At 71.7% G+C, this 16654-nt stretch carries 11 protein-coding genes and 1 tRNA gene; 1 reads left to right on the top strand and 11 read right to left on the bottom strand.

What is annotated here, in order from left to right:
* Positions 1 to 62: 62 nt before the first annotated feature.
* The 8 genes from PV796_RS25705 to PV796_RS25670 all read right to left on the bottom strand — a co-directional run bounded on the left by PV796_RS25705 (position 63) and on the right by PV796_RS25670 (position 13742).
* Positions 63 to 869, bottom strand: coding sequence for an arylamine N-acetyltransferase family protein (locus tag PV796_RS25705; RefSeq protein WP_274915749.1), 807 nt, complete (start codon positions 867 to 869; stop codon positions 63 to 65).
* On the bottom strand, positions 823 to 3987 hold the full coding sequence (locus PV796_RS25700; protein ID WP_274915748.1) for a ComEC/Rec2 family competence protein: 3165 nt from the start codon (positions 3985 to 3987) through the stop codon (positions 823 to 825). The genes PV796_RS25705 and PV796_RS25700 overlap by 47 nt, the downstream gene beginning before the upstream one ends.
* Entirely contained in the window at positions 3984 to 5042 is a 1059-nt protein-coding gene (locus PV796_RS25695; RefSeq protein WP_274915747.1) for a ComEA family DNA-binding protein, read from the bottom strand. Before PV796_RS25695 ends, PV796_RS25700 begins: the two co-directional genes overlap by 4 nt.
* Before the next feature lie 449 nt (positions 5043 to 5491).
* The gene (locus PV796_RS25690) at positions 5492 to 6337 is read right to left on the bottom strand and encodes a DegV family protein (RefSeq protein WP_274915746.1); all 846 of its coding nucleotides are present in this window, start codon (positions 6335 to 6337) and stop codon (positions 5492 to 5494) included.
* 318 nt (positions 6338 to 6655) lie between these two features.
* Entirely contained in the window at positions 6656 to 7489 is an 834-nt protein-coding gene (locus PV796_RS25685; protein ID WP_274915745.1) for a hypothetical protein, read from the bottom strand.
* A gap of 609 nt (positions 7490 to 8098) precedes the next feature.
* Positions 8099 to 10990 carry a leucine--tRNA ligase gene (locus PV796_RS25680; protein WP_274915744.1) on the bottom strand — a complete coding sequence of 964 codons (2892 nt, stop codon included), beginning with the start codon at positions 10988 to 10990 and terminating at the stop codon, positions 8099 to 8101.
* Between the two features lie 335 nt (positions 10991 to 11325).
* Positions 11326 to 13284 carry a S53 family peptidase gene (locus PV796_RS25675; RefSeq protein WP_274915743.1) on the bottom strand — a complete coding sequence of 653 codons (1959 nt, stop codon included), beginning with the start codon at positions 13282 to 13284 and terminating at the stop codon, positions 11326 to 11328.
* A gap of 385 nt (positions 13285 to 13669) precedes the next feature.
* Positions 13670 to 13742, bottom strand: a tRNA-Ala gene (locus PV796_RS25670).
* Between the two features lie 222 nt (positions 13743 to 13964).
* Here PV796_RS25670 and PV796_RS25665 point away from each other — a divergent pair.
* Positions 13965 to 15347, top strand: coding sequence for a glycosyltransferase 87 family protein (locus PV796_RS25665; RefSeq protein ID WP_274915742.1), 1383 nt, complete (start codon positions 13965 to 13967; stop codon positions 15345 to 15347).
* 288 nt (positions 15348 to 15635) lie between these two features.
* Here the strand turns inward: PV796_RS25665 and PV796_RS25660 are convergent, their stop codons facing one another.
* From PV796_RS25660 to PV796_RS25650, 3 genes are read right to left on the bottom strand one after another with little or no spacing between them, the layout of a single operon-like run.
* Positions 15636 to 15869, bottom strand: a complete 234-nt coding sequence (locus PV796_RS25660; RefSeq protein ID WP_147245244.1) for a hypothetical protein — start codon at positions 15867 to 15869, stop codon at positions 15636 to 15638.
* A 3-nt stretch (positions 15870 to 15872) separates the two neighbouring features.
* The gene (locus tag PV796_RS25655) at positions 15873 to 16049 is read right to left on the bottom strand and encodes a hypothetical protein (protein WP_274915741.1); all 177 of its coding nucleotides are present in this window, start codon (positions 16047 to 16049) and stop codon (positions 15873 to 15875) included.
* Between the two features lie 57 nt (positions 16050 to 16106).
* On the bottom strand, positions 16107 to 16634 hold the full coding sequence (locus PV796_RS25650; protein ID WP_274915740.1) for an MFS transporter: 528 nt from the start codon (positions 16632 to 16634) through the stop codon (positions 16107 to 16109).
* Positions 16635 to 16654 lie beyond the last annotated feature (20 nt).

Below are 16654 nucleotides of genomic sequence, written 5' to 3'. Positions count from 1 at the left end.
GAGGCGCCGCGACCGGAGGCAGCAGACCCCGAGGCATCAGAGCCGAAGGCACCAGCGGGGGTTCAGCCCTCCCGCCCGTCCTCCTCCCCCGCGCGCCCCTCCAGGACGAGGACCGGTTCCCGGTCCAACACGATGCCGAAATGGGTCCGGTAGGCCGGCAGGACCTCCGCCGCACTCAGCTCGCGCTCCTCGCGGACGCCCTCGGCGCCGGTGAGCACCAGCGTGCGCCCGGAGAGCGTCACCCGGCCCGTCTCCGTGAGCCGCGAGCAGACCAGTGACCGCCTGAAATGCGACCTGGGCGACGTCCGCTGCCACCAGCAGCCGGCCTCGAAGTCCGCGAGCTCGCGCGGGCGTTGCTCCAGCCTGTACTGCGGCTCCCCGTCCCGGGAGACGTCGAGGTCCCCCTCCCCGGTCTCCACTATGCGGAAGCGCCCGCCGGGGTCCATCTGCTCCGCATCGCCGTCGAGCCGCAGCGGGTGGTGGCTGTGCCGCCCGAAGCCGACGTCCACGAGCCAGGACCCGGTGGACGTGCGGACCCGCAGCGCCAGGTGGTCGTAGGGAATCCCGATCCCCTCGGGCCCGAACACCCGCGCCGAGAGCAGCTCGACCTCGTACCCCAACGCCCGGAGCAGCGCCGCGAACGCACCGTTGAGCTCGTAACAGAACCCGCCGCGACCGGCCTCGACGATCTTGTCCAGCAGCGGCTGCTCCGCGAGCACGATCTCCTCCCCCAGATGAATGGCGAGGTTCTCGAACGGCACGGCCCGCAGATGACGCAGTTGCAGCGCACGCAGCGCCTCGTCGTCGGGTGCGCCCGGCCGGTCAGCGGATATCCGCCGGAGGTAAGCATCCGCGGTGGCCTCGTCCATCAGATATGCGTCCTCTCCCTGTGTCGTCTCTCCATCGTCGCTGGTGCATCGGTCGTCGCTGCCGCAAGGGCCGTCGCAGCGTCGCCGGTGCACGGGGCGTCGCTGATGCGCTGGTCGTCACCGGTGCACGGGGCGTCGCTGATGCACTGGTCGTCGCTGGTGTACCGGCCGTCTCCGTATGTATGAGCCGTCTTCGCTGCATCGGTCGGCTCTGCTGTGCCCATCGGCCGCCCCGACGGCTGGACCGCCGTCTCGACCGGCTTCTGGACCGGCATCCAGGTCGATATCCGGTCCCGGTCCCGGTCCTGGACCCGACCCCGCGTCCGCCCCCGCCGCCGGAACGCCCCCTGGGCCGGCGTCCGCCGACCACCGCGGACAGCTTGCCGGAGGTGCCGACGACCGCGATGGCGCCGTCGGTGTCGGTACGCAGCACCAGGGTGCCCCGGGCCCGCAGCGCCGCGATGGTGCGCGGTGCGGGATGCCCGTACGGGTTTCCGGCGCCGCAGGAGACGAGCGCCAGACGCGGTATCAGGCGCTGCATCAACTCGGGGTCCTGATAAGCGGAACCATGGTGTGCCACCTTCAGGACGTCGACGGCGGCCAGCTCCGGGTGGGCGGCCAACAACGCCTGCTGAGCCGGTGGTTCGAGATCGCCCAGCAGCAGGACGGTCAGTCCCTCCGTCCGGACCAACAGGGCGACGCTCGCGTCGTTGGGCCCGGAGAACTCGCCACCATCGGGCAACGACGGCCCCGGCTGGCCCGCACCCGCCTTCGGCAGCGACGGAGCGGTCGGCCAGAGGACTTCCCACGTAAGCGCCCCGAGATGACGCCGCTCCCCCGGCGCCGCACGGATGACGGGTACCTTGGCCTCGGTCGCCACAGCCCGTACGAACTTCGCCTGACTGTAGGGCTCTTGGAGCGTCGTGGTCTCGATCGCTCCGACCGAACGCCCGCGCAACACCCCGGGCAGACCGTCCACATGGTCCGCGTGAAAGTGCGTGAGAACGAGCAACGGGATCTGGTGCACGCCCAGCTCGGTCAGACAGCGGTCGATGGCACGGGGCTCGGGCCCGGCGTCCACCACCAGCGCCGTACCGTCGCCGGCTGCCAGCACCAACCCGTCGCCCTGCCCCACATTGCACGCCACCACCCGCCAGTCCGGCGGTGGCCAGCCGGTCAGCACCCGGGTCAACGGCGCGGGGCGGAACACCGCCAGGACCACGGCCAGCGCGCACAGCACACTCAGCCAGCGGCGGCGCAGCACCCGCCGGCCGACCGCCAACAGCACCACGGTGACGACGGCGAGCGTCAGCCCGCCCCACCAGCCTCCCGTCCACTCGACCTCCGCGCCCGGCAGCTCCGCCCCCGTACGGGCGACACCGGCGATCCACTCGGCCGGCCAACCCGCGCACCACGCCAGCAACTTGGCGACCGGCAGGGCCACCGGAGCCACCGCGAGCGCCGCGAATCCCAGGATCGTCGCGGGCGTCACGGCCAGTTCGGCGAGCAGGTTGCAGGGCACGCCGACCAGTCCCACCCGCGCCGCGATCACCACGATGACCGGCGCGCAGACCGCCTGGGCGGCGGCCGCGGCAGCGATCACCTCGGCGAGTCGGGACGGCACCCGGCGACGCTGGAGAGCGGCGCTCCAGCGGGGAGCGAGCAGGAGCAGCGCGCCCGTCGCCAGGACGGAGAGCAGGAAGCCGTAACGCCGGGCCAGCCACGGGTCGTAGAGGATCAGGAGCAGGACGGCGGCGGCGAGCGCGGGAAGCAGCGTGCGCCGGCGGCCGGTACCGATGGCGAGCAGGGTGATCAGCCCGCAGGCGGCGGCCCGCAGCACGCTGGGGTCCGGGCGGCACACCACGACGAAACCGAGCGCGAGGGCGCCGCCGACCAGCGCGGTGCCGCGCAGCGAGAGTCTCAACCGGCGTGCCAACCCCCGCCGTTCGGCCTGGCCGGCGAGGTGCGGTGGGCCGATCAGTACGGTGAGCACGATGGTCAGGTTGCTGCCGGAGACGGCGAGCAGATGCGTCAGATCGGTGGCGCGGAAGGCGTCGTCGAGATCGGCCGGCACCCGTGAGATGTCGCCCACGACGAGGCCCGGCAGCAGTGCACGGGCGTCCGGGCGCAATCCATCGGTCGCCTCGCGCAGCCCGGCGCGCAGTTTCCCGGCCAGTCGTTGGAGGGCGGACGGCGGCGCCACCACGGCCGGAGGCCCGGCGGCGGTCACCCGCAACACGGCGGCCGTCCGGTCCGCCGCCATCAGCGCCGGCGCGGCACGCGCCGTCACCCGGATCCGAGTCGACGGCAGCAACCTCCGCCACTCCGGCGCCAACCCGCCCCCTCCCCCATCAGCACTCCGCCCCGCCCCCGCTTCCCCTGCCTTCCCCGCACTCTTCACCCCCTTCGCACCCTTCGTTTCGTGCTGCTGCACGACCGCCAGTACGGGGGTGCGGGCGGCGGTTACCGTCCCGTCCGGGGCCGTGGTGCGGACGGCGTCAGCGGTGAACACCAGTGCCGGCGGCGTCCGTTGCGACCCCCGCACCTTGGGCCGGGTCAACCGGGGATCTCCGGTCAACTCCAGCTCCACCGTGAGCTGGGCGTACCGCTGCGCCAAGGTGGGCAGCGGCCCGCGCCGCACGTCCGCGGCATGCAGCGCCGCGGACGCGGCCGCCGCCGCGGCGCACAGCAACACCGCCGCCAACGCCACGAGCGCCCCCGCGGCGCGTCCGCGCCTTGGCCCACGGCCCCGCGCGAACCGGCCGGACGCCGGACCACCACGGCCCTCGTCCTCGGCACCTACGGCACGAGAACGGGCGGACGTGCCGAGCGCCAACACCCGCAACGCCCCGGCCCGCCAGAGCGCGAACACCGCGAGCACCACGGCCACCGTGCACCCCACGGCCACCGCACCACCCGGCGCGCCCAACGCCACCGCTGCCGCCGCCCATGCCGCCACCGCGGGGCCGACGAGCCGCAGGTCAGCGGGCGCGTTCCGTGCGGTATCCGCCGCGCCCTCCGCCGTGGTGCTGCCCACCGTGGCGTCCTTCGCCGGCCCACCATCCGTCGACGCCACGGCATTACGGGGCGAGGTGGCGCCCTCCCCTGCCGACGTCATGGCGTAACCAAGGAGCGCAGATCGGCAAGCCGCCGCTCGCCGATGCCGGCCACCTGACGGAGCTGGTCCACCGACGTGAACCCACCGTGCCGGGTGCGGAATTCGATGATGCGGCGGGCCAGGACCGGGCCCACTCCGGGCAAGGCGTCAAGCTGCTGTTCCGTCGCGGAATTGAGGCTCACCGGCCCGCTCGCCAGGCCCGACGCGCCACTGCCCGAACTCCCCGAACCGCCGCTCCCGGCCGCACCACCCAGCGCACCGGCCCCTGCGCCCGCGCCCACTGTCCCAACCGCGATCTGCTCGCCGTCGGTCAGCAGCCGCGCCCGGTTGAGCCCGCGGAGGTCCGTCCCGTTCACCACGCCGCCCGCGGCCTCCAGCGCGTCGGTCACCCGCGAGCCCGCCGGCAGCCGTTGGATTCCCGGCCGCCGTACCTTCCCCACGACGTCCACGACCAACACCCGGCCGGCCCCGCCCGGCGGCGCACCCGTGGTCGCACCGGAGGATTCGGCATGTGCCGACGGCACCGAAGGAGCCGGCGAGCGACCGCCTCTTCCTGGCACCGCAACCGCCCCCTCGGCACTCGGCGCCCGCACCGGCTCCGGACTCGCCGCCCAAAAGTGTTGGACGGCGAAACCCACGCCCACTAAGAGCACCAGGACCAGCGCCACCAGCGCCTTCGGGTCCGTGCCGCACCGCAACTGGAGCCACAGCGGCAGCCGTTCACGCACCGCGGGCCACCAGCGCTCCGCCCTGCGAGCACCCGGAGGGTCGTGCTCACGAGGAGGCGGTGCACGATGCGGATGCGGCCCTTCCGCACCCGAGTCGGACCGGCCACAGCCACCGCCGGGAGCATACGCACCAAGGGCATCCGCCCCCACACCCGCGCCGGCTCCCACACCGGCGACGACTCCTGCACCGTCGTCAGCTCTCCCACCCGCCTCCGCGTGCCCCGTTCTCCTCAGACCACTGCCGCTCTCGCCCTCCTCACCACTCCCTGCCCCCGTTCCACCGCCTTGAGGGACGGCGCCGAAGATCACCGCGGCCCGAGCCCGCATTCGCTCCCGTTTCCACTCCCGAACTCGCTCCCGCTCCCCTCTGCCCCACCGCGCGGACGCCACGGGGGCGGTCGACGACCCGAGGGACGACGGGAGGCGCGGCCCGGCCAAGGGCTCGGGGGCGGAAACCGATACCGACACTGACGTGGAATCCGGCAACGAAGCCGTGCGAAATGCGTTCATGAACCCGACGGTAGGCACTTCGCACGAATCTCGCCGATCCGCGTCAAATACCGTGGATAAATGGGGAGTTGTGGATAACTCCATCACTCACACGGGCACCCCGAGCCAAGAGCCGCCGCACCACCAACACCGGCCGCACCACCATCACATCGGCGTTTTGCCGACGTCGTGAGGCGTGGCGTCACATCGACGTCAGGCAGGTCGCCCCGCAACCGACACCCACCGCGCTCCCACGCTCCGACGCCTCGACACCCCGCGCGTCACCCTCACCTCGGCGAGACCACGGCCCCCAGCAGCCCCGGCCCGGTATGCGCGCCGATCACCGCGCCGACCTCGCTCACGTGCAACTCGTTCAGACCCGGCACCCGTTCGCGGAGCCGTTCCGCCAACGCATCGGCCCGCTCCGCCGCCGCGAGGTGATGGACCGCGATATCCACTTGACCCTCCCCCGCACCCTCAACGGCGATCTCCTCCAGGCGCGCGATGGCCTTGGAGGCCGTGCGGACCTTCTCCAGCAGTTCGATGCGCCCGTCGGCGAGTTGAAGGATCGGCTTGACGGCGAGCGCCGAGCCGAGCAGTGCCTGCGCCGCGCCGATCCGACCGCCGCGCCGTAGGTAGTCGAGGGTGTCGACGTAGAAGTAGGCGGAGGTGCCCGAGGCGCGTTTCTCGGCGGCGGCCACCGCGTCGTCGGCGTCCCCACCGGCGTCCACCGCCTCCGCCGCGGCGAGCGCGCAGAACCCGAGGGCCATCGCCACCATCCCGGTGTCCACGACCCGTACCGGGACCGGGGCGTCCTTGGCCGCCAGCACCGCCGCGTCGTACGTGCCGGAGAACTCCGACGAGAGGTGAAGCGAAACGATGCTGCTCGCTCCGGCCCCGGCGAGGGCGCGATACGTTTCCGCAAATACGGCGGGGCTCGGCCGGGAGGTTGTGACGGGCCGGCGCTTCTGGAGCGCTTGGGCAACGGATCTCGCGGAGATCTCGGTGCCCTCTTCCAGGGCCCGGTCCCCCAGGACGACGGTCAGCGGCACGGCCGTGATGCGGTGGCGTTCAACGGCCGCGCGCGGCAGGTAGGCCGTGGAATCGGTGACGATCGCGACATGGCGGGACATGACTGGGAGGTTATCCGGGGACGCAGGTGCCCGACAGTGCGGGCCCCTACCGAAGATCTTCCAGGTTTCGCCAAGCCTCTGCCAAGTCCGCCCAGGTCACGGCCAGTCGGGGCGGGAGGGGCCGGGCTCCGGCTGCCGTGTGTGGACGCTCTTAGGGCTTCCCTCCCCAAGCCCACCCACCACCGCCACCACCGCCACCGCCTCGCCCCGCTCGCCGATCCCCCACCTCACAGCTCACAGCTGACAGCTCACAGCTCACAGCTCACAGCTCACAAAAGGGTCCGAGGAGGGGTCTCGCGGCGAGCGAACGGGACGCGCTTACCCGGCTATACCGCCGTTGCCTTCCGACCGGCCGCGGGACGTTTCCCTCTGCGGGGTCTTCTCCCACGAAAACGTCGGCCGAGTACGCGGGTCCCGGGCGGTGATCGCCGGGGCCTCATCCTCCACCGGGCCCCAGGAATAGCCCTCAGTACCCGGCGCAGAGGCAGCGCCGAAACCGGACCCCGTACCGGCTCCGGCCCCGGTCGCCGCCGAACCCGTCCCAGGTCGCGAACCCGTAGCCGGCCGTCCGCCTTCCCTGCGCTGCTGCTGATCCCCTCCCGCCGCATCGTCCGTCCAGTGCCGCAGGGCCCCCGCCTCCATGTCGATCTGGTCGCTCAACGCGGCCAGGTCGTCCTCGGCGAACTTGCGGGCCCGGTCGCGGGCGGCCCAACGGAGCGACTCCGCGGAGTGCGTGATCCGCTCCAGGCGCTCCCGGAGCTCGGGGAGGCGGGCCGCGATGGTCGGCTTGCTGGGCTCGCGCTCCAGTCGGCGGAGGTCGTCGTCCAACTCCCGCCCATGCACCGAGAGTTGCTCGAAGAGTCGGACCGCCTCGGCGAGCGAGGCATCGTCGGCGGAGCCGGCCCGCAGGACCTCCTGGGTGGCGCGCATCGACGTGCGCAACGTGAGCCGCAGTTGGGCCAGTTCGCCGACCACTCCTGGCTGGGTGAACTGCCGGGCCCGCAGCGTGGTGTCCTCGACCGTCCGCCGGGCCTGGGCGACCTTGCGGTCCACCCCGCGCTTCGCCGCCTGCACTGCCTTGACCATGAGGAACACCCCGGCGACCACGAACAGCACGAAGAGCAACCCGAAGATGGCGACGGCAACTTCCATGGGCACTCCCCTGAGGCGTAGGCGGCGCCGGCTCTACGCCGACGCCCGTACCTCCACGGTAAACGCGTCGAGCAGGTCACGGGTTCCAAACGAACCCCCAACCTGCCCGTAGGGGAAACCACCTATACGCTCGCGGAACACCGCCCCCGCACACCCCTCACTCCCCCAAAAGGGCAGGTCAGGCACTGTGTCATCACACCCCAGCGGCCAGCCGCCGACCCGACCCCGTCGACCACCACCGACCACCACCAACCACTTCACTCCATCCCACCTCAGCCTCAACCCACCCACACGCACGCACCCGCACCCGCACCCGCACCCGCGGAGGGAAAGGACCGGGGCAAAGCGAAAGAGCAGAGAAGGGCAAGAGGCAAGGAGCAAGGAGCAAGGGGCAAGAGGCAAGAGGCAAGGGGCAAGAGAACGAGACCACCACACCAAAACCAAGGCCACCAACGTCAAGGGGACGCCCCCACCCGTTCGGCAGGAACGCCCCCATCACGCGAGACCGCAGCTCACCAGCCCCGTCCCGCAGGACCGACGCTCAGGAGCCCACCCCAAGGGACCGGTACTCCCGAGCCCCGCCCCGTAGGAGCGGCGCCGATCAGTCCCTCACGCAGGCACGATGTTCACCAGCTTCGGGGCGCGGACGATCACCTTCCGGATGCCCGCGCCGTCCAGTGCCGCGACGACCGCCGGCTCGGCCAGCGCCGCCGCCTCCAGGTCCGCGTCGGAGATCGCCGGTGCGACCTCCAGGCGGGCCTTGACCTTGCCCTTGATCTGGACGACGCAGGTCACCGTCTCGTCCACGACGTACGCCGGGTCGGCGACCGGGAAGTCGGCGTGCACCACGGACTCGTTGTGCCCCAGCTTGCGCCACAGCTCCTCGGCGATGTGCGGCGCCAACGGGGCGACCAGCAGCACCAGCCGCTCCGCCACGGTGCGCGAAACCGGGCCGCCCACCTTGGTCAGGTGGTTGTTCAGCTCGGTGATCTTGGCGATGGCGGTGTTGAAGCGCAGGTTCGCCATGTCCTGGGCGACGCCGTCGATCGCCTTGTGCAGGGCCCGCAGGGTGGCCTCGTCCGGCTCGGTGTCGACGACGGTGACCTCGCCGGTCGCCTCGTCCACCACGTTGCGCCACAGCCGCTGCAGCAGGCGGTACTGGCCGACGACGGCGCGGGTGTCCCACGGGCGCGACACGTCCAGCGGGCCCATCGCCATCTCGTACAGGCGCAGGGTGTCCGCGCCGTACTCGGCGCAGATCTCGTCCGGCGTGACCGCGTTCTTCAGGGACTTGCCCATCTTGCCCAGCAGCCGGGAGACCTTGCCGCCCTCGTAGTAGAAGACGCCGCCGTCGTGCTCCTCGACCTCCGCCGCCGGGACGGCGATGCCGCGGGCGTCCCGGTAGACGTACGCCTGGATCATGCCCTGGTTGTACAGCTTGTGGAACGGCTCGACGGACGAGACGTGCCCCAGGTCGTGCAGCACCTTGGACCAGAAGCGGGCGTACAGCAGGTGCAGCACCGCGTGCTCGGCACCGCCCACGTACAGGTCGACGCCGCCGTGCGGCTGGCCCTCGCGCGGGCCCATCCAGTACTGCTCGACGGCCGGGTCGACCAGCGCCTCGTCGTTCTTCGGGTCCAGGTAGCGCAGCTCGTACCAGCACGAACCGGCCCAGTTGGGCATGGTGTTGGTCTCGCGCCGGAAGCGCCGCACCCCGCGCCCGTCGCCCAGGTCCAGCTCGACGTTGACCCACTCGTCATTACGGGACAGCGGGGTCTCGGGCTGGGTGTCGGCGTCGTCCGGGTCGAAGGTGCGCGGCGAGTAGTCGTCGACCTCGGGCAGTTCCAGGGGCAGCATCGACTCGGGCAGCGAGTGCGCCACGCCGTCCTCGTCGTAGACGATCGGGAACGGCTCGCCCCAGTAGCGCTGGCGGCTGAACAGCCAGTCGCGCAGCCGGTAGTTGACGGTGCCCTCGCCGATGCCGTTGGCGGCCAGCCACTCGGTGATCTTCGCCTTGGCCTCGGTGACGCCCAGGCCGTCCAGCGAGACGGTGTCGCCGGACGAGTTGACCAGCTTCGCGTCGTAGGCGGCGAACGCCTCGTCCCAGGTGGCCGGGTCGGTGCTGCGGCCGTCGGTCGGCTCGACGACGCAGCGCATGGGCAGCTCGAAGGCGCGGGCGAAGGCGAAGTCGCGGCTGTCGTGCGCCGGGACGGCCATGATGGCGCCGGTGCCGTAGCCCATCAGCACGTAGTCGGCGATGAAGACCGGGACCTGCTCGCCGCTGACCGGGTTGGTGGCGTAGACGCCGGTGAAGACGCCGGTCTTGTCCTTGGCCTCGGCCTGCCGCTCGACGTCGGACTTGGCGGCGGCCTGCTTGCGGTAGGCGGCGACGGCCTCGGCGGGGGTGGCGTGGCCGCCGGTCCACACGTCGTGGGTGCCCTCGGGCCAGGCGTCGGGGACGATCGAGTCGCTACCGTTGCCGGCGATCAGCGGGTGCTCGGGGGCCAGGACCATGTAGGTCGCGCCGAACAGGGTGTCCTGGCGGGTGGTGAAGACCGTGATCTTGTGGGCGTCGCCGACCGGGAAGTCGACGCGGGCGCCTTCGGAGCGGCCGATCCAGTTGCGCTGCTGCAGCTTGATGGCCTCCGGCCAGTCCAGCGCGTCCAGGTCGCGCAGCAGCCGGTCCGCGTAGGCGGTGATGCGCATGTTCCACTGGCGCAGCTTGGCCTTGAAGACCGGGTAGTTGCCGCGCTCGGAGCGGCCCTCGGCGGTGACCTCCTCATTGGCCAGCACCGTGCCCAGTCCGGGGCACCAGTTGACCGGGGCGTCCGAGGCGTAGGCCAGGCGGTACTCGCCCAGGACCTCGGCCCGTTCCAGGGCGCTCAGCGCGCTCCAGGGCCGCCCGTCGGGGGTGGGCCGGGTGCCGGCCTCGAACTGGGCGACCAGGGTGTCGATCGGCCGCGCCTTGTCGGCCTCCGGGTCGTACCAGGAGTTGAAGATCTGCAGGAAGATCCACTGGGTCCACTTGTAGTACGCCGGGTCGATGGTCTCGATCGAGCGGCGCTGGTCGTGGCCCAGGCCCAGGCGGCGCAACTGGCGCCGCATGTTGACGATGTTGGCCTCGGTGGAGACCCGCGGGTGGGTGCCGGTCTGCACGGCGTACTGCTCGGCGGGCAGGCCGAAGGCGTCGAAGCCCAGGGTGTGCAGGACGTTGTGGCCCGTCATGCGGTGGTAACGGGCGTAGACGTCGGTGGCGATGAAGCCCAGGGGGTGGCCGACGTGCAGTCCCGCACCGGAGGGGTACGGGAACATGTCCATGATGAACTTCTTGGGACGGGACACCGCCTCGGCGTCACCGGCCAGTTCCCCGACCGGGTTCGGGGCCTCGTAGGTCCCCTCCGCCTCCCAGAAGTCCTGCCAGCGTGCCTCGATGTTGGCGGCCAGCGCGGCCGTGTAGCGGTGCGGCGCTGCCACCTCGGCAGCGGTAGTCGTCTCGCTCATCGTCCTCAAAGCTCCATCGATCGTCTCTGCCTGCGGCTGCTGCGGACACGGTTTCTGCGGAAATTCTGCGGAAACAAAAATGCCCCTCGCTCAGGAGGGGACGCCGCGCCGATTCCGACCCGGGCGGCCACAGCGAAGGGCCCGGTCGGGACTGATCAGCGCGGCCCGCTAAGCAGAAGGCGTACGGCACACATGGCGTCAGGGTACCGCAGGGCACACGGGGCCCGCTGCCGGGATTCCCCCCGGCCGCGGGCCCCGCCCGTCACTTCCGGCCTACCGCGGCGCCCGTGGGCTCATGGGCCCGGGGCGGGTGGCGCGGGTGCGGCACCCCTTTGTCAGGGGCGGTAGGAGTTCACATAGCCGGCGGCGGGGCTGCCGACGCCGGTGACGTCGTCGTAGCCGACGGTGGCGTGCAGCGAGCTGTCCTTGCCCAGGCTGCGCAGCGAGACGATGGTGCCCTTGCTGGCGTCGATGCCGTTGGCGAAGTCGACCCGGACGACCGCCAGGTCGCGGCCGGCACCCAGCGGGTGGTCGGTGACGTCGTGCAGGGCGGAGGTGCCGTAGCGCTGGTAGATGGCGGGGTTGGCGAAGCCGATGGCGATGCCGTGCCGGGCCTGCTGGGCGAGCGCCTGGACGCCGGCGATCACCGGCGCGGCCAGGGAGGTGCCGCCGATGCGGTACTCCTCGTAGCCCAGCTTGCCGTTGGGCAGGGTCTGGGTCTGGCCGACCAGGAAGCCGGTGTTGGGGTCGGCGACGGCCGAGATGTCCGGAACGGTGCGCTTGGCGTCGCCGCCGTTGGCCTTGGACAGCGCGTCCGGGACGACGCCCCGCTGGTAGAAGGGCTGCGCGACGGTCTTGCTGGTGCCGCCGCCCGCGCCCCCGTTGAAGGCACCGGGGAAGTCGGTCCAGTCGTTGCCGTCCTTGGAGAGCACCGCCTTCTGGGTGCCCCAGCCGGTCTCCCACTGGTAGGTGTTGCCCTTGCCGACGGCCAGGGAGGTGCCGCCGACCGCGGTCACCCAGGCGGAGTTGGCGGGGGTGTCCACCTGCTTGGTGCCGGTTTTGGCGACCTCGTCACCGTTGTCGCCGGAGGAGAAGTAGAAGCCGATGCCCTCGACCGCGCCCTGCTGGAAGAGCTGGTCGTAGGCGGCGGCGCTGTCCGGGGTCTCGCTGGCCTCGACGTCGCCCCAGGAGTTGGAGACGATGTCGGCCAGGCGCCCGTCGACGACCCTGCCGAGCGAGTCCAGCAGGTCGTCGTCCTGGCAGGAGGCCGCGCCGACGTAGACGATGTCCGCGGCGGGGGCGACCGCGTGGACGGCCTCGACGTCGAGGGTCTCCTCCCCGTACCAGCCGGCCGCGCCGCAGTCCGTGATGTGCGTGTAGTCCTTCGGCAGGACCTGGGAGAGCTGGCCCTTGCGGTAACGGGCGTCGCCGTTGCGGGCGGCGTAGGTGTCCGCGTCCTTGGCGATGGTCGGCGAGGCGTAGGCGTCGGTGATCGCGACGGTGACGCCCTTGCCAGTCCAGTTCTTCGCCCCGTAGGCGGCGCGCAGTTGCTTGCCCGTGTAGCCCTTGATCGCGTACGGCGCCTTGGTCCCGTACGCCGACGGCAGGTTCTTGTCCGTACGGGAGCCGTAGTAGGTGGAGAACGGCCCGGAGTTGCGGAAGACCGGGGAGGGCGGCGGCAGTTCGGTGGAGTGGTGCTGGGCAAACCGGGGCGCGTTGTCCAGGCCGGTGACCGTCAGGACCGCGTCGGCCACGGAGGCGGGCGCGGAGGCGGTGGCGGACGGGGCGTGGTAAGTGTGGCCGCCCTTGCGGTAGTTGTGCAGGTCGGTGGCGAAGGCCCGCTCGGCGGCGGCCGCGTCGCCGGTGACCGTCACGTACCGGTTGGTGGTGCCGGTGACCGTCAGGCCGGACTTCTTCAGCCAGCCGGTCACCCTGGCTATCTGGTCCTGCGTGGCGCCATAACGGGCGCGCACCTGGGCGGGGCTCAGGTACTTCCCGTACGCGGCCGAGTGCGGGTCGGAGACGGCCTTGGCGTAGTTCGCGAGGCCCTTGGCGTCACTGCCGGCCAGGTAGACCCGGGCGGTGACCCCGGCGGAGCCGGCGGTGGCCCCCTGGTCGGCCCGCTCGGTGGCCCACTGCGGCTTGGTGCCCAGAAGCGCATGCCGGCCCCCGTCGTGGCCCGCGGCGTCGGCGGCCGGGGCGCCGAGCGCGAGCGCTCCGGCGACCATCGGCAGTGCCGCTGCCAGGGCCAGACCGGCGCGGACGCGCGGAGATCTGGTGCGGCTTGCTCTCATGAAACCCCCTGCTGTGGCGATGCGGTGCGCTGCGTGGTGTCGCCGCACCGGTGCGCCGGTGCGCGCAAACCCATCAGCCGTGAATGCGTCGGATGTGACGCTCACGCGGTTCGCCACTCTTTCGGTGAACGGTTCATGTCAGGGTTATGCGATCACCAAGAAGGGACCAAGGAAGGGCAAGACACGGGCCGAAATGGTCACCGAGGAACGCTCAACTCACCGCAGCGAGCGCATTGTTGACCGAATATCAGGGCAACTCGGGACGATCACCGCACCAGTTGGCACACCGTTTGCCGCACCCCGGCCAACGTGGCCCGCGGGTGCATCATCCCTGTACACACGACAGAGCGGGTCGTCCGTGATGGACGACCCGCTCTGTCTTCTGTGGAGCTAAGGAGAATTGAACTCCTGACCTCCTGCATGCCATGCAGGCGCTCTACCAACTGAGCTATAGCCCCAGGTTTTACTGGTCTTGCCTCGCTGCGGTTTTCCTTCCGGCCCCCCGCTGCGGCATCGCCTACATTACACGGACCCCCCGGGCTTCTGCCAAATCGCCCTCCCGTCACCCGCCCACCGCCCCCGGGACGGGGCCCTCCGGACCGCAGCGCCGAGGCCCCTTCGACGGGACCCGAGGTACTGTCGGCGAGCCGTGCCCGATTCGTCCAGGGGAGCCGTACGCCGTGACCGTGCTGGATCCGGACCAGCCCGCCGACCTCCGCGGCCCGCGCCCCCGCGCGGGCGCGCTCCGCCGCCACCCCGTGGCCGCGGCGGCGCTGGCCTGCCTGATCTCCTTCACCGCCTTCTGGATCGCGCAGCGGCTGGCGCACGTCTCGATGGTGGACCTCATGGTCTACCGCGCCGAGGGCGAGACGGCCCGCGACGGCAAGGACCTCTACGACATGGTGGCCACCTCCGCACGGCTGCCCAACACCTATCCGCCGTTCGCGGCGCTGCTGTTCATCCCGCTCACCTTCTTCGGCGTCCCAGTGATGCGCACCCTGGCCACGGCCGGGAACCTCGTGCTGCTCGTCGCCGTCGTCCACCTCTCCCTCCGTCTGGTCGGCCGGCCCCGGCGGCTCCCCCCGCTCGCCGCGACGCTGGCGCTGTCCGCGCTGCTGGTGTGGTGCGAACCGGTCTGGACGACGCTGCGCTACGGCCAGATCAACCTGCTGCTCGCCGTGCTGGTGCTGTGGGACCTGACCCGCCGGGACACCAACCGGTGGGCCGGCATCGGCATCGGCATCGCGGCCGGCATCAAGCTGACCCCGGCACTGTTCGCCGTCTTCCTCGCCCTGGCCGGCGCGGTCCGCGCCGTACGGATGCTGCGCTCAGGCGCCGGGTGGCGCGCCGCCTGGAACCCCTGGCTGCGGCAGGCCGCCGTCGCCACCGGAACGTTCTGCGCCACCGCCCTCCTCTCCGCGGTCGCGCTGCCGCGCGACTCGCACCGCTTCTGGACCGAGATCGTGTTCGCCGCCGACCGGGTCGGTGAGGTGGAGATCACCGCGAACCAGTCGCTGCGCGGCGTCCTGGCCCGGCTGCTGCACACCCACGACCCTGGTGCCGCCTGGCTCGTCCTGGCCGCGCTGGCGGCCGTCGCCGGGCTGGCGTTGGCCGCCGCGGCGCTGCTCCGCGGCGAACGCGCCTGGGCGACCCTCACCTGCGCCGCCACCGCCCTGCTGATCAGCCCTATCTCCTGGTCGCACCACTGGGTGTGGAGCGTCCCGATGCTGATCCTGCTGGGCTCCGAGGCACTGCAGCGCACCGGCGCCGCGGCCCGCCGCTGGTGGGCGGCGACCGTGGCGGTGGGGCTGCTGTTCTGCTCGTTCGCGCTGTGGTGGGTGCCGCACCGCTGGCACCAGCACGAGGAACTCCACCAGAACGCCGGCCAGATGCTGCTCTCCGCGGTCTACCCGCTGGCCGGTCTCATCCTGCTGGCGCTGGCCGCGGCCCGGCTCAGGCGACCGGTCGCCACTCCCCCGATATCCGCTCCCGAAGCCCCGTCCGCGTCCACGTCTGCGTCCACGTCTGCCTCCGCATCCGCGTCCGGTCCTCCCGGTCGGTGACGCCTTCCGAGCGCACCCCTACGCTGCCAACCGCCGTCATCTCCACCCCCGTACGAGCCCCCTTGTCGGGCGGAACCTGCCGGGCCCGCCGCCGCTGACGCCCCCGCCGCCGGCGTACCAGCAGCGGGTTCTGATGGCGTCAACGCCCTGCCGCGCCGCGGAAGTTCCGCATCAGCGCAATCGATCGAAAGTGATCGAACATGCCTCATGCGGCACGGAAGCGGTACGTAAATTGACCGCTCGACGGCGGGCCGGATCACTGCGTCCTGGCCGGACGGAGGCCCCAACTCAGGCCGTGGCGAAGGAATAGAAGCGTTTCAGCGTGCAGTGCTCCTCCAGCAGCCGACCATAGATCGGCTCTCCGTCGAGCTCCCGATAGGTCTCGATGGGGTCACCCTTTATGACCAGGGCGCGCGCGCATTCCTCGCACCAGTACTGGTAGTCGGCGTTGACCGGTTCCATGTCGCGGACGATCGGCGTGCCGCTGCCGCACCAGTCGCACTTCCTGCTGTGGGCGCCCATCCATCAGCTCCAACTGCGGCCGCAGGCCGTACAGACGAAGGAAACACCGCCGTTGTCGCCCAGCACCTGTGCGACGTGGGACGAACCGCACGAGGGGCACTGGAGAGCCGCGCCCGACGTGGCGCGCGCGGCGGGCGGTCCGGACAGGTCGCCGACCCGCCCATGGATGCTCATGGGCATCGCGATCTCTCCTCCCCTGGCTGCGCCGTCCGATTCTGCCACGGACCGCCCACCGGGTCAGGTCCGCCTGCGGAGCACCCCGATCGCACCGCCGAGCGCCGCCGCGCCGGTCAGCGCGAGAACGCTCCCCCACAGGGCTCTTGAGCCGTCTCCCGCCCCTTCCGTCGCCACGCCATTCAGGAAGAGCGCGCCGAAGAGCGAGGTCCCCAGCACCAGCCCGACCTGATTGACGGTCACCACCAGCCCGCTCGCGTCCGCCGCGTCCTCCTTGTGGGCGGATGCCAGCGCGGCGGCCAGATTGGCACTGTGGGCACAGCCGAACCCGGCGCCCAGACCGGCGGACGCCAGGAGCACCCATCCTCCGCCGCCCCCATCCTTGAGCCCCAGCCCGATCCCCAGCAGCGCCGCGCAGATCAGCACGAACCCGCCCGGGACCAGCAACGGGCGCACCCGACGCGGCAGATGCCGCCGCCACAGCCCCACGGCCCCGTAGGCCAGCGCCGTCGGCACGAACGTCAGCCCGGTGCGCAGCGCGCCGTGGTGGAGCGTGTTCTGGAGGTGCAGCGTCAGCACGAACGGGTGCACGGCATCATCGACGCCCTGGT

This window comes from Streptomyces sp. WZ-12, from assembly GCF_028898845.1.
GTDB lineage: Bacteria > Actinomycetota > Actinomycetes > Streptomycetales > Streptomycetaceae > Streptomyces.
Note: the sequence above shows the minus strand (reverse complement) of the source record. Positions and strands in the feature narration are given on the sequence as shown.

Bases quoted from the DNA above. Each gene is read 5' to 3' on its own strand.
- PV796_RS25690 (WP_274915746.1), bottom strand. From the start codon at position 6,337: ATGTCCCGCCATGTCGCGATCGTCACCGATTCCACGGCCTACCTGCCG.
- PV796_RS25685 (WP_274915745.1), bottom strand. From the start codon at position 7,489: ATGGAAGTTGCCGTCGCCATCTTCGGGTTGCTCTTCGTGCTGTTCGTG.
- PV796_RS25695 (WP_274915747.1), bottom strand. From the start codon at position 5,042: ATGCGGGCTCGGGCCGCGGTGATCTTCGGCGCCGTCCCTCAAGGCGGT.
- PV796_RS25705 (WP_274915749.1), bottom strand. From the start codon at position 869: ATGGACGAGGCCACCGCGGATGCTTACCTCCGGCGGATATCCGCTGAC.
- PV796_RS25675 (WP_274915743.1), bottom strand. From the start codon at position 13,284: ATGAGAGCAAGCCGCACCAGATCTCCGCGCGTCCGCGCCGGTCTGGCC.
- PV796_RS25655 (WP_274915741.1), bottom strand. From the start codon at position 16,049: ATGCCCATGAGCATCCATGGGCGGGTCGGCGACCTGTCCGGACCGCCC.
- PV796_RS25700 (WP_274915748.1), bottom strand. From the start codon at position 3,987: ATGACGTCGGCAGGGGAGGGCGCCACCTCGCCCCGTAATGCCGTGGCG.
- PV796_RS25660 (WP_147245244.1), bottom strand. From the start codon at position 15,869: ATGGGCGCCCACAGCAGGAAGTGCGACTGGTGCGGCAGCGGCACGCCG.
- PV796_RS25680 (WP_274915744.1), bottom strand. From the start codon at position 10,990: ATGAGCGAGACGACTACCGCTGCCGAGGTGGCAGCGCCGCACCGCTAC.